We start from the raw sequence: 12,949 nt of genomic DNA, 5'->3' as shown, positions 1-12,949 counted from the left end.
CCACCTCGCTAAAGGCTGAAGCACCACGGGTGTCTACCCGTGGTGCTCCAACTGTAACGACTATCCGACGGACTTGACCGCCCGTGCGGGGTCGGTGCCTGCGGCGATGGCTTCGAACGGTTCGCGTCCGGCCTGGATCTCGCCGAGCTGGACCATCTCGCGCTTGGTGAAGAAGCCGACGATCCAGTCGGCGAGGACGCGGCCCTTGCGGCCGGTCCCGGGCACGCGCGACAGGTGGTAGCCGCGGTGCATGAGCCAGGCGAGGAGGCCCTTGGCCTTGAAGCCGTAGGTGTTGGCGACGCCCTTGTACAGGCCGAGGCCGGCGACCGAGCCGATGTACTTGTGCTTGTACGGCGTGAGCGTGCGGCCGACGTGCTCGGCGTAGACGTTGTCGGCGAGGATCTTCGCCTGTCGGACGGCGTGCTGCGCCGAGGGCGTGCACCAGTCCATCGGGAAGTCCGAGGTGTCGGGGACCTGGGTGGAGTCGCCCGCGCCCCAGGCGCCTTCGACGACCTCGCCGACGGTGTCCTTTCCGGCCTCGACGCCGCTGGCGACCTGGAGCCTCGTGTTGCATTCGAGGTGGCCGCGGGGGCCGATCGGCAGGTCGGTCTGCTTGAGCAGCGGGTGGGGCATGACGCCGGCGGTCCAGATGATGGTGTCGGAGTCGAACTCCTCGCCGTCGGTGAGGACGACGTGGCCGCCCTCGCAGGACTTCAGGGTCGTGCCGAGGCGGATGTCGACGCCGCGCTTGGTGAGCTCGCGGGCGGCGTAGGCGCCCATCTCGGGGCCGACCTCGGGGAGGATCTTGTTGGCGTACTCGACGAGGTACCACTTGATCTCGGAGGCGTCGAGCATCGGGTAGTTCTTGACGATGTTCGCCGTGAGGTCTTCGAGTTCGCCGAGGGTCTCGGCGCCGGCGAAGCCGCCGCCGACGGTGAGGAAGGTGAGCGCCTTGCGGCGCACGTCCGGGTCCTCGGTGGTCGCGGCGATGTCGAAGCGCTGGAGCACGTGGTTGCGCAGCCAGATCGCCTCGCCCATCGACTTGATGCCGATGGCGGTGTCGGCGAGGCCGGGGATGGGGAGCGGCCTGGAAACGGAGCCGGGGGCGACGATGACCTCGTCGTACTCGACCTCGCGGGCGGGACCGACGAAAGGCTGCACGGTGAGCGTGCGCTCGGCGTGCTTGATCTCGGTGACGGCACCGGTGAGGATGGTGCAGTGCTTGAGGGCCTGTCGGAGCGGCACAACACCGTGTCGCGGGGAGATGGATCCGGCAGCCGCCTCGGGCAGGAACGGCTGGTAGGTCATGTGCTGGTTGGGGTCGATGACCATCAGTTCAACTTGGCCGCGCTTGATGTCGCCTTTCAGCAGCTTGCTCAAGCGTTCGGCAACGTAAAAACCGACGTGACCGGCACCTATCACGACAATACGTTTCACGTGTTCAATTCTGGCCCTGCTCAGGGGTCCTTGTGTAGCGAACGCGCGAGGACGTAGATCACCGTGACTGCGGCCACGATCCCGGCGGCGACCGCGACGGCGGCGGTCAGACCGGTGAAATACGCGGTGAACAGGGCCAGGGTCGCGGCGATGACCACTGTCGACGCGAGGACGAGGCCCAGATGGCGCGCCCAGGTGAGGATGATCTCACCGTCCATTGCGGTAGTCGTCCGGAAGCGCTGCGCCACGGCGGCCGTGGCGTGGGCGGTGTAGAGCAGGCAGGCGAGGGCGGCGGTCGTCCACAGGGAGGGGTCGGCGCCGTCGTCGGCGCGTTCGAGGGCGCCGCTGACGATGCGGGCGGCGAGGACGAACAGGATCGCGATGAGCGGGGCGATCCCGGCGGGCAGGAGGGCCGCGGCGAGGGAGACGAGGACGGCGGGCACGAGGTAGGGGCCGGAGGCGGCCCACTCGGCGGGGACGGCGAGTTCGGCGGCGACGAACAGGGACAGGGCGACGGTGGCGCGCAGCAGGACGGGCGCGGCCGCGACGCTGCGGGCCCAGCTGACGCTGCCGCTGCGGCCGGCTTTGAGGCGTTCGCGGGCGCCGTCGGAGAGGGCCCGGACGAGGCCGCGCCGGGTGTCGCTCATCTGCGGCTCGCAGAGGTCGTGCAGGGGCTCATCGGTAGCGCCTCCGGTTGAGTTCGGCGAGGACGTTGTCCAGGGAGGCCGAGCCCTGCCAGGGTTCGACGGCGACGCCGAGGTCGCGCAGTTCCATGATCGTGTTGGCTCGCGAGAGGCGCCACAGGCGCTCGGCGTAGGGCGTCCAATGGGTGCGGGCGGGCGGGGCGACGTGCGGGGGGGGGGTGTCGACGCACAGGACGGGCCGCCCGGCGCGGGCGAGGCCGGCGATGAGCTGGAGGGCGCGGTCGGTGAGCAGGGGCGTGAAGACGACGTTGAGGCTGCGCTGGCCGGCGATCTGGCGGCGGACCATCTCGGGCGAGGGCGGCAGCGGGTCGTTGGGGATCTCGATGGAGGCGAGCCAGCGGAGGGTCGCGGCGGCGTGACGGCGCCCGGCTCCGGCCCGCATCCGACGGCCGCGGGCGCCGAACTCGATGCAGGCGACGCGGTCGCCTTGGAGGGCGTAGTGGGAGGCGACGGCCCCGGCGGCGCGGACGGTGAGGTCGGCGACGGAGGGGGTGCCCTCGCCGGGCACGGCCGGTTCGCCTTCGGCGGGCGCGACGCCGCCGGAGACCCCGGCCTCGACCTGGAGGTCGAGGATGAGGGTGACGTCGGTGTCGCGTTCGGACAGCGTCGCGTTGACGTAGAGGTCCCTGGTGCGCATGGAGGTGCGCCAGTCGATGCGCCGGAGCCGGTCGCCGGGCTGGTAGAGGCGCACTTCGGCGAGTTCGCCGGAGTCGCCGCCGCGGCGGGAGCGGTGGACGCCGGTGACGCCGTCGGCGAACGGCAGGGATTCGGCGGAGTCGAACCAGTCGGGGACGGGCAGGACCCACACGGTGGTGCCCGGCAGGCGCTGCACGGTGGTCTCCAGGAGGCCGCCGCAGGCGATGGACCGGACGTGGACGGGCCCGAGGTGGTGGCCGCCCCAGCGGCGGGCGCGTCCGGCGACGCGCATCTCGCGGGCGACGCCGGGGCCGAGCGCCTCGGCGAAGTCGCCCTTGCCGGTGTGCAGGGCGATCCAGGGGTCGGCGGTGGCGGTGACGAGCGTGGTGATCGGGACCGGTTCGGGGTTGGCGACGACGATGCTCGCGGCGGCGGTCGCGCCTTCGGCGCAGGTCTCGTCGTCGAGGGCGACGAGGCGGGCCTCGGGCGGGCGGACGGGTCGGCGCTGGAGGAGGAGCGCGGTGCCGATCGCGAAGGGCGCGGCCAGGACCACGAGGTCGACGCGTCCGACGGCGACGGCCGCGAGGAGGCACACGGCGACGAGGGCGACGGCCCTCGTCAAGGCCATGGTGCGGCGCCAGGTGACGGGCGGTTCGGTCTCGGCGCGGCGGACGGGCCTGGCGTTGTCGGTGCGCAGGCTCAGCGCGGGGTCGCCTGCGAGGGTCATTGGGGCCGGACGGCGTAGGTGGGGGCCTGGGCGGTCTGGGGCGCCTCGACGCCGCGGCAGATGTCGGCGACGACGACGGCCGGGTCGATGCGGCGCATCCACAGCTCGGGCTTGAGGGTGATGCGGTGGGCGAGGGCGGCGCCGGCGACGCCCTTGACGTCGTCAGGGGTCACGAAGTCGCGCCCGGAGAGGACGGCGAGGGCCCGCGAGGCCAGGAGCAGCGCGAGCGACCCGCGCGGGGAGGCGCCGACCTGGACCTGGGCGTGGCCGCGGGTCGCGGCGGTGATGGCGACCATGTAGCGGCCCACCGAGTCCTCGACGGTGACGCTCTCCAGCGCCCGCTGCATGGCGACGAGCGTGGGCGCGTCGATGACGGGGGCGAGGTCGACCTGCTCGACGCGGCGGGCGATGCGGCGCTGGAGGACCTCCCACTCCTCGTCGGGGGTCGGGTAGCCGAAGGAGACGCGCAGGAGGAAGCGGTCGAGCTGCGCCTCGGGGAGCTGGTAGGTGCCCTCGAACTCGACGGGGTTGGAGGTGGCGAGGACGGTGAACGGCTCGGGGAGGAGGTGGGTCTCGCCCTCGACGGAGACCTGGCGCTCCTGCATGGCTTCCAGGAGCGCGGACTGGGTCTTGGGCGGCGTCCGGTTGATCTCGTCGGCGAGCAGGAGGTTGGTGTGGACCGGGCCCTTGCGGTAGACGAACTCGCCGGTCTTCTGGTTGTAGAGGAAGGAGCCGGTGACGTCGGCGGGCAGCAGGTCGGGGGTGAACTGGAGGCGCCGGAAGTCGAGGCCGAGGCTCTGGGCGAAGCAGCGGGCGGTGAGGGTCTTGCCGAGGCCGGGGAGGTCTTCGAGGAGGATGTGGCCGCCCGCGAGGATGCCCGCGAGGACCAGGCGCAGCGGCTCGTCCTTGCCGACGATGACCGACTGGACGGACTTGAGGACCGCCCCGGCGTGGTGCGCGACCTGGTCGAGGCTGATGGTCGGGGTGTCGTCGGTCATGAGATCTCCTCGATCGCTTGCAGGTGTTCGTCGAGCTGGCGCGGGGTGGGGCAGTCGGGGGCGGGCCCGGTCAGGAACGCGAAGGTGCGCTCGCCGAGGACCTCCCGGCACTGGTCGGGATGGTCGGTCAGGGAGAGGCCGCGGCGCAGCCGAAGCCGCTCGGAGGCGATCTCCACGAGGTGGCGCCTGGCCTTGGACTCCTCGAAGCGCCCGGGCTTGGCCTCGGCGAAGATGAGCCGGTCCTCCCAGCGGTTGACCTCCACGAACGGCCGCCAACTCGGGTCGTTCACGGTGCGCACCCGCAGCTCGGGGGCCTGGACGGTGTCGGCGCGCATCCCGTTCACGACCGAGTTCGCCGCGAGCGCCGCCAGCGCGAGCGCGATGAGCTGCCAGACGGCGAAGTCGACGCCGGAGAGCCGCGCGACGCCCCAGAAGCCGAGCGCGAGGGCGACCGCGCCGATGGCGGGCCAGAGCTTGAGGGCCCCGAACGGGGCGAGGAACGCCTTCATCGTCCCTCCCGGACGCCGAGCTGGGACCGGAGCGCCAGGAGCGCGTCGCGGGCCTGGTCGCGGTCGCTCTCGTCGACTTCGCGTGGGGAGTAGCGGGCGCGCAGGTAGGACTCGGAGAGGCGCCGGAGCGCCTCGCCGTCGAGTTGATGGCGTTCGAGGAGGCGCCTGACGAGGTCGGCGGGGGTGTCGGAGCTCTCGCGTTCGATCCCGACGGCGCCGGCGGCCTGCTCGAAGTGCACCCAACAGGCGATGATGGCCGAGCGCGGGTCGGCGCCGAGGTCCATCTCGGCGAGCGCGGCGGTGACGGCGTCCTCCACGATCGCGAAGTCGCGGTGGAGGTGCAGCGTCTCGGGTTCGGCGACCCCGCTCACCCGCGGGGCGAACATGAGCCAGTCGACGAGTCGGCGCACCAGGAACAGCAGCACGAAGCAGGCCGGGACGCCGATGAGCAGGCCGAGGACGAGCCAGGAGACCCAGGGCGGCAGGGTGAATCCGTCCTCGACGGTGTCCCGCGGTTCGCCCGTGGGCAGTTCCTCCATCGGGCTCTCGAACTCCAGCGGCATTGACTCCTGCTCGCCGGGCGCGTCGGGGAGTTCGGCCTCGCGCCAGCTGACGCCCGCGCCCTGCGCGGCGATTCCCACCACGAGCAGCGCGGCCGCGACCACGATGACGGGCAGCCACCTCTTCGATGGCCCGCGCCGAGCCGGTTCGGGAAGCGTCATGGGGATCCTCAATGCGAGCGGTGCGAGGGGTGGTGCGCGACACCACCATATGCCAACCGCCCAGAAACCGCCTACCACCCCGCGTGGCGCAGGTGCGCATGCAGGACTCCGAGCGTGAAGATCTCAAATCTCGGCATCGAAAATTGAGATGTTGGCGAACACGCCAAGCCGAGTTGAGATGCTCCGCAACATCTCAACTCTCGCGCCTAGAATTTGAGATGTGGACCTCGAAGAATTCGCGCAAAGCCCGACCGGACACTTGACGCCAATATAGGGAACGGACGGACGAACCGGCAGGATATTCAACACATGGCGTTCGTCCCCGAACCTCTGACCGCCACCGCGGATCTTCACCAGACCACATGGCAGGCGGTGGGCCGGGCGAACCTGGCGCTCGGGCGCCTCGACCAGTCATCGTTGCAGATCCCCAACCCAGCACTGCTGCGCAGGCCCACCCTCCGCCGCGAGGCGCAGAGCACCTCGGCCCTCGAAGGCACGTTCGCCCCGTTGGAACGGGTACTCGCTGAGGATGACGGCGAGGATGAATCAGGCCCGATGGGGACCGCCCTGGTCGAAGTGCTCAACTACGTCTACGCAGCTGAGCACGCGTTCGAGCTGATAAGCGACGGGCATGCGATCACGCTCAGCCTGCTGGAGGAATCACAGCGGACGTTGGTGATAGGCACTGCGTCCGAACGGAGGGATCCAGGTCGTCTGAGGACGGTTCAGGTCGCCATCGGCAACGGCGGCTCTTCGATCGAATCGGCTCGCTTCATCCCCATGCCCCCGGGCATCGAGTTGCGTGCGGCCGTCCAGGACTTGCTCGACTGGATCCGAGACGGGGCCGACCGCGACCCGGTGGTCTCTGCGGCGATGGCCCACTATCAGTTCGAGACGCTGCACCCCTTCTCCGACGGCAACGGCCGTATCGGACGCATGCTGATCGTTCTCCAGCTCATCACCGATGGCGCTCTGCGGCTTCCACTGCTGAGCGTCTCGCCGTGGTTCGAAGCGCATCGCGACGAATACCAGGAAGGTCTCTACAACGTCTCGGCGAAAGGCGACTGGGACTCCTGGATCCGGCTCTTCAGTTCCGGGTTGGAGGCCGCGGCCGATGACACACGGCTCCGAGTGGAGGATCTGCTCGGTCTTCAGCGCGAATACCTGGATCTGGTCCAGGAGGCGTTCCCCCGGAGCGGCCTGACCCGCGATATCACCGGCAGCCTCATCGGGTATCCGAGGTTCACCGTTCCGTCACTGGCGAAACGCCTCAACAAAGCCACCCCGCAGGGCGTCGCCAACGCTGTGGCCCAGCTGGTCAGTCTGGGCGTACTGGAAAAGCTCACCGGCAGATACCGTCACCAATACCAGGCGTCGGCGGTCATGGAAGTGCTCTTGCAGACGGGCGACCGAACGAATCGAACCGGTCGCCGCTAGCCGAAGCGTTTGATGAAGCGCTTTTGGCCGGGGGTTTCGACCGCGGTGCGAGCGTAGTTGGTGCGGACGTAGGCGAGGGCTTCGGGGGCGGGGAGGCCGTCGAGGATCGCCAGGCAGGCGAGGGCGGTGCCGGTGCGGCCGTTGCCGCCGTGGCAGGCGAATTCGACGCGTTCGGCGGTGGTGCGGTCGAGGGCGCGGGCGAGGGCGGCGGGGAACGCGCCCTTGTCCGACGGCAGGCGGAAGTCCGGCCAGCGGATCCACTCCGACTCCCAAGGCACCGCAGGGGGCTCCTTCCCGAGGAGGTAGAGCGCGAACTGGGGGGCGGGGCCCTCGGGGAGCGGGCGGGCGAGGGGGCGGCCGCGCACGAGGCGCCCGGAGGGGAGGCGCATCACGCCCGGCGCGGCCGGGTCCCAGGTGTCGGTCATGGTTCGACCCTACTGCGCCGCAACCTTTCCGAGGGTCGGGTAGTCGGTGTAGCCGCGTGCGTCGACGCCGCCGTACAGGGGCGCGTCCTCGCGGATCGGGTTGATCGGGGCGCCGGTGCGCAGGCGCTCGGCCAGGTCGGGGTTGGCGATGAACGGGCGCCCGAGGGCGACGAGGTCGGCGCCGGCGGTCAGGGCCCGTTCGGCGGCGGCCAGGCCGCCGTCGGGGTGGAAGGGGCGGCCGTCGCCCGCGCTCGGGTTCGCGATGAGGGCGCTCGGCCAGAGGCGGCGCAGGTCCGCGAAGAGCGGCGAGGCGGTCTCGGCGTAGGCGATGTGGAGGTAGGCGAGGCCGATCGGGGCGAGCGCGTCGAGCAGGGCCGGGAAGAGCCGCTCGGGGTCGTCCATGTGGATGCCGTTGATGGCGTTGGTCGGCGAGATCCGCAGGCCGGTCCGCTCGGGTCCGACGGCGGCGGCCACCGCCTCGGCCACTTCGGCGACGAACCTGACGCGGCCCGCGACCGAGCCGCCGTAGGCGTCGATGCGGCGGTTGGTGCTCGTGGCGAGGAACTGGTTGAGGAGGTAGCCGTTGGCGGCGTGGACCTCGACGCCGTCGGCGCCGGCGCGGATCGCGTTGCGGGCCGCGGCGGTGAAGTCGTCCCTGGTGGCGTGCAGGTCCGCGATGGTCAGTTCGCGCGGCACGGGCGCGTCCCGGTGCCCGGTCGGGGTGTGGATGCCGCCGGGCAGCGCGATCGGGGAGGGCGCCACCGGCACCAGGCCGCCGTTGTTGTCGGGGTGGCCGATGCGCCCGCCGTGCTCGATCTGGAGGAACATCCGGCCCCCGGCGGCGGCGACCGCGCCGGTGACGCGGCGCCAGCCGGCCACCTGGGCGTCGTCGAAGATCCCGGGGATGTCGGGGTAGGTGTAGCCGACGCGGCTGGGACTGCTCGCCTCCGCCACGATGAGCCCGGCGGTGGCGCGCTGCGCGTAGTACTCGGCCATGATCGGGGTCGGCACGCCCCCGGGCCGTGCCCGGTTGCGGCTCATGGGGGCCATGACCAGGCGGTTGGCAAGGTCGAGGGCACCGATGCGGGCGGGTTCGAAGAGGCTCGTGGCCGTCGTGTTCGTCATGGCGCTACCGTAGAACCTGACACCGATGTCAGGTTCAATGGATTGTGAGGCGGCTCATGAGGATCGGCGAACTCGCCCGGCGCACCGGCGTCAGCGAGCGCTCCCTGCGCTACTACGAGGAGCAGGGCCTCCTCGCCGCCGAGCGCACCCCCGGCGGCCACCGCGAGTATCCCGAACGCGCCGTCGACCGGGTCGTGCGCATCCAGGTCCTCTACGCCGCGGGCCTCAACAGCCGCACCATCGACGGCATCCTCCCGTGCATGCACGACCTCGACGGCGGCCCCAACGAGCACGCCACCGAGTCCCTCGCCCGCGACCTCAAGGCCGAACGCGACCGCATCGACCGCTCCATCGCCGACCTGGTCCGCACCCGCGCGATCCTCGACGAGGTCATCGACACCGCTCGCCTCCCCGGCGACCGGGCCTGAGGTCAGGCGGCCTCCACCGGGATGGCCTTCAACCGCCGCAGCGGCGTCCGCAGCAGCGGCAGGCATCCGGCGGTGAGCATCACCGCGGCGATCACCAGCACCGCCCGCGCCCCCAGCCACTCCCCCGCGAGCCCGCCGAGGATCGACCCGGCCGCCAGCGCCGCCCAGCACACCACGCGCTGCGTCGCGCCGACGCGGCCCTGCATGTCGTCCTCGGTCACCGCCTGGCGGTAGCTCACGACGTTCACGTTGAACACCACGACCGCCGCGACGAACAGCACCTGTCCGGCGAACGCCGTCACCGCGCCCAGGCCGGGGCCCGACGCGGCCACGACCGCCATCCCCGGGCCCGAGACCATGAGCGCCCCGATCGCGACCGGCCCGACCCCGAACCTCGCCGAGACCCGCCCGACGAGCATCGCTCCGAGGATCCCGCCGACGCCCGAACCGGCCAGGACGAACCCGGCCACCTGGCTCGACTGCCCGGCCTCCCGGATGAGGAAGACCATGAGCATCGCCTGGAACGCCCCCACCGAGAGGTTGCACCAGGCGCTCGCGAGGGCCACGTTCCGCAGGATCGCGTCGCCGAAGATGAACTTGAACCCCGCCGCGATCTCGGCGCCCAGGTGCGGCTTCTCGGGCCGCACCGGCTCCTCCTCGCGGTAGCGGATGCGCGCGACCGCGAAGGCCGACACCGCGAACGACGCCACCGAGGCGACGATAGCCACCGGTGCCGTCAGCACCGCGACCAGCGGCCCGGCCCCGAGCGGCCCGGCGGTGTCGGAGGCCGACCTGATCCCCTGGATGCGCGAGTTCCCCTTGGTGAGGCTCTTGTTGTCGATCAGCCTGGGCACGAAGCTGACCTGCGCGACGTCGAAGAACACGGAGGTCAGGCCGAGCAGGAACATCGCGGCGAACACGTGCCAGACGGTGAGCGCGTCGAACGCCCACGCGATCGGCACGGTGAGCATCACCGCGGCCCTGAGGGTCTCGCTGACGACGATGATCGGCTTGTCCCGCAACCGGTCCACCCAGACGCCGACCAGCAGGCCGAAGAGGACCAGGGCGATCTGGTCCATGGCGTACAGGAGCCCGATCTGCGCCTCGCTCAGTTCGAGGACGACGACGGCGATGATCGAGAGCGAGAAGTAGGCGACCTGGAGCCCGACCTGGCTCGCGGCGACGGAGGTGAACAGGAGGCGGTGGTCGGCGTTGCGGAACACGGGATCAGCCGGGGGTGGCGTTCATGGGCGGGCCTTTCTCGGGGTGAGTACCCGAGCTTAGGCCCCGAACGCGACGAACGGGTGCCACGGCCGGTGCTCGCCTACGGCGGCAAGGGCTTCGGCGGGCGTGGCCCCGGCGACGCAGCGCTGGTGGTACTCGACCATCATCTCGGCGGCCATGTCGTCGGGCACTTTCGCCAGGCTCGACACCACGGTCGAGGTGCCGGCGTGGAGCAGCGCCGCGGTGAAGCCGAGGGTCTCGTTGCCGACCTCGACGGTGGAGCGTCCGAGGTCGCATGAGGACAGGACGACGTGGCTCGGCGGCTGGTCGAGCCCGAGGAGCTCGTAGGCGTTCAGCGGCCCGAGCCCGAAGTCCAAGCGGGAGAACAGGACGTTGTCGGGCTCATGGTGTCCGTGCGCGGCGAGATGGGCCACCGAGGCGCCGTCGAGGGCGCGGAGCACGGCCTCGGGATCGGACTTCTCGGCCAGCACGAGCTGTGCGCCGGAGTAGAAGTCGGCGACCGCTTCGATCTCGGCATCGGCCCGGACGAGTCCGGGCCCTGCCGCGATGATCGCCGGACCCGTCGCGTGCGGCCGCTGCATGGCGCGCCACCACGCTTCGGCGGAAGGTGAGACGGTGAGCGGCCGCCCTCGCAGCGGCGGCAGCATCGGCCACGGCACCCAGGCCAAGCGGCTGTGCGGCACGATCACCAGTTGCCGGTCGCCGACGTAGTCGGCGATGGCGCCCCAGGCGCCGTCCGCGAGCGCGGTGGCGTTGCGGCGGAACGAGCTCTCGACGCTGAGCCGCAGCCTCGACGGGAGCTTGTAGGTGCGCCCGAGCGCATCGAGGTCCGCGCCGAGGCGCCGTTCGAGTTCGATGGCCTCGGTGAACGGCAGCAGCTCGGTATGCCGCAGGCCGTCGCCGCCCGCGAGCACCGCCCGCAGTTTCCCGCCCACGCTGAAGAGGTTCACGACCGCGGTGTCGTGCGCGGACGCCAGTTCATGGATCGCCTCAGGGGAGATCCGTTCGGCCTGCGCACCGGGGCCGGGGGTGGCGCGGTCGTGATCGCGGATCTCCGCTTCGAGGCGGCGCACCCGGTCGAGCGCGTCGGTCACGGACTCGCCTTCGAGCTGTAGGTCCCAGAGTTCCTGGCGCGCTTGGCGAAGCCGTCCTAGAGCCTCGCGCGCGTCAGGGTCGGACGAGGACTTCACCGGCGGGATGCGCAGCGACTGGGCCCGCGATCGCTCCGCCCACCACAGCATCTCGGCGGGATCGCCGTTGTCGACCGCCCGGATCACGCCCTGGGCCGAGAGCTGCACGCCGAGCGCGGACACGCCCGCCTGGAACTCGACCGACCCGAAGGTGACCCGGTACTCGTCCAGCAGGTCGAGGCCGGCGCGCAGCTCCGACATCGGGTCGCGGCCTTGCGCCGAGGCCAACTCCGCCTTTGCGAGGTGGCGAGCGAGCCCGTCCGCGAGCACTTCGTAACCGGGGCCGTTCTGCTCGACGCCGAGATCGGCTTCGACGCCGTCGAGGTCGCCGACGCGGATCCGGGCCCGGGACGCGAGAATCCGGGCCTGGTTGAGCCGGAGGTACCAGCCTCGCTGCTCCAGCGCGTCGCACAACCGGGAGACCTTGCCGGCGAAGTCGGAGCCCTCGGTCTCCGTGTCGAACTCGCCCTGGAGGATGAGCAGGCGCGCGAGAAAGGCCATGGGTTCGTTGCCCTGCCGGTACAGCGAGTCCATGGCCTGTTCGGCCCATTCGGCGGCCTGCTCGATCCGCTTGTCCTCGAACGCGGTCGCCGCGCGCCAGAACTCGCCGAGTGCCGCCTGCCGGAGGTCTCCCGAGAGACGGGTCGCGGCGATGACCTCTGCCCAGTGCGCGATCGCCTGTCGGTACATGCCGACATAGGCCATCGCGTCGGCGTTGGCGCTGTTGACGAAGACTTCGAGTTCAGGAGCGTGCTCGCGATATTCGGCCCGGACCTCTTCGAAGGCCGCGAGCGCCTTCGTCACATCGCCGAGGTCGAGCAGTAGGAGCGCCTCGACGTGCTGCGCCTTCACCTGGTTGAGGCGGCGTCCGAGCTGCGCGAACAGCTCGCGTGCCCTGCGGGCGTTCTCCAGCCCCTTGCCGAGTGCACCCAGGTCTCGAAGGGTATTGGCCCGGTTGAGGAACAAGCCCGCATACGACCAGTCGGGCCCGTTGGCCGCGAGCAGCGGTTCAGCCTGGTCGAAGCAGTCGAGCGCCTCCAGCAGCCTGCCGTTCTGCTGAAGGATTATGGCCCGTTGATGCGTGAGCAGGCCTCGGTCCTGTTCGTCCACGAATCGGTCTACCCGGTCGAGGAGCACCATTCCCGCTGGGGCCTCGCCGGAGTACGTCAGGGTCAGCGCGCGCGAAATGAGGATTCGAGCGGTGAGTCGCGCCGTGGCGGTGCCGCGTCGGGGCGGTGCGTCAGGGCTCCAGTCGAGCAGTCGAAGCGCCTGGTCGAAAACCTCGGCGGCTTCGGCGATGCGCCACCGCGCCTGGAGGCGGTACCCGCGTGAGAAGAGTCGCCAAGCGCGTTGGAGCATTCTTCAT

At 71.0% G+C, this 12,949-nt stretch carries 12 protein-coding genes; 2 read left to right on the top strand and 10 right to left on the bottom strand.

The window, feature by feature from the left end; all coding sequences use genetic code 11:
* Positions 1-60: 60 nt before the first annotated feature.
* Genes E9998_RS00910 through E9998_RS00885 form a run of 6 tightly spaced genes read right to left on the bottom strand, consistent with a single transcriptional unit; the run spans position 61 to position 5,733 of the window.
* Positions 61-1,437: an NAD(P)/FAD-dependent oxidoreductase gene (locus E9998_RS00910; RefSeq protein WP_136527822.1), complete on the bottom strand. Its 1,377-nt coding sequence runs from the start codon at positions 1,435-1,437 to the stop codon at positions 61-63.
* Between the two features lie 20 nt (positions 1,438-1,457).
* The gene (locus E9998_RS26630; RefSeq protein WP_136527821.1) at positions 1,458-2,084 is read right to left on the bottom strand and encodes a hypothetical protein; all 627 of its coding nucleotides are present in this window, start codon (positions 2,082-2,084) and stop codon (positions 1,458-1,460) included.
* A 28-nt stretch (positions 2,085-2,112) separates the two neighbouring features.
* Positions 2,113-3,504, bottom strand: coding sequence for a DUF58 domain-containing protein (locus tag E9998_RS00900; protein WP_136527820.1), 1,392 nt, complete (start codon positions 3,502-3,504; stop codon positions 2,113-2,115).
* A complete protein-coding gene (locus E9998_RS00895; protein WP_136527819.1) occupies positions 3,501-4,502 on the bottom strand; it encodes an AAA family ATPase in 1,002 nt (333 codons plus the stop codon). Before E9998_RS00895 ends, E9998_RS00900 begins: the two co-directional genes overlap by 4 nt.
* Complete coding sequence (locus E9998_RS00890) at positions 4,499-5,011, bottom strand: hypothetical protein (RefSeq protein ID WP_136527818.1); 513 nt, start codon at positions 5,009-5,011, stop codon at positions 4,499-4,501. The genes E9998_RS00895 and E9998_RS00890 overlap by 4 nt, the downstream gene beginning before the upstream one ends.
* Positions 5,008-5,733, bottom strand: coding sequence for a DUF4129 domain-containing protein (locus E9998_RS00885; RefSeq protein WP_136527817.1), 726 nt, complete (start codon positions 5,731-5,733; stop codon positions 5,008-5,010). The genes E9998_RS00890 and E9998_RS00885 overlap by 4 nt, the downstream gene beginning before the upstream one ends.
* A gap of 309 nt (positions 5,734-6,042) precedes the next feature.
* Between E9998_RS00885 and E9998_RS00880 the strand changes: the two genes are divergently transcribed.
* A complete protein-coding gene (locus tag E9998_RS00880; protein WP_204745177.1) occupies positions 6,043-7,170 on the top strand; it encodes a Fic family protein in 1,128 nt (375 codons plus the stop codon).
* Here E9998_RS00880 and E9998_RS00875 read toward each other — a convergent pair.
* Both E9998_RS00875 and E9998_RS00870 read right to left on the bottom strand, forming a co-directional pair.
* The gene (locus E9998_RS00875) at positions 7,167-7,595 is read right to left on the bottom strand and encodes a protein-tyrosine phosphatase family protein (RefSeq protein WP_136527816.1); all 429 of its coding nucleotides are present in this window, start codon (positions 7,593-7,595) and stop codon (positions 7,167-7,169) included. The two genes, E9998_RS00880 and E9998_RS00875, sit on opposite strands and share 4 nt — an antisense overlap.
* Before the next feature lie 9 nt (positions 7,596-7,604).
* Complete coding sequence (locus E9998_RS00870) at positions 7,605-8,720, bottom strand: alkene reductase (protein ID WP_136527815.1); 1,116 nt, start codon at positions 8,718-8,720, stop codon at positions 7,605-7,607.
* Between the two features lie 56 nt (positions 8,721-8,776).
* On the opposite strand from E9998_RS00870, the gene E9998_RS00865 reads away from it, so the two are divergent.
* A complete protein-coding gene (locus E9998_RS00865; protein ID WP_136527814.1) occupies positions 8,777-9,148 on the top strand; it encodes a MerR family transcriptional regulator in 372 nt (123 codons plus the stop codon).
* 2 nt (positions 9,149-9,150) lie between these two features.
* Here E9998_RS00865 and E9998_RS00860 read toward each other — a convergent pair whose 3' ends face one another.
* Both E9998_RS00860 and E9998_RS00855 read right to left on the bottom strand, forming a co-directional pair.
* Entirely contained in the window at positions 9,151-10,371 is a 1,221-nt protein-coding gene (locus tag E9998_RS00860) for an MFS transporter (RefSeq protein WP_136527813.1), read from the bottom strand.
* Positions 10,372-10,428: 57 nt separating this feature from the next.
* Positions 10,429-12,942, bottom strand: coding sequence for a CHAT domain-containing protein (locus E9998_RS00855; protein ID WP_136527812.1), 2,514 nt, complete (start codon positions 12,940-12,942; stop codon positions 10,429-10,431).
* Positions 12,943-12,949 lie beyond the last annotated feature (7 nt).

Source organism: Glycomyces paridis (assembly GCF_004912155.1).
Lineage (GTDB): Bacteria > Actinomycetota > Actinomycetes > Mycobacteriales > Micromonosporaceae > Glycomyces > Glycomyces paridis.
This window is presented reverse-complemented; position numbering and strand designations above follow the sequence as displayed.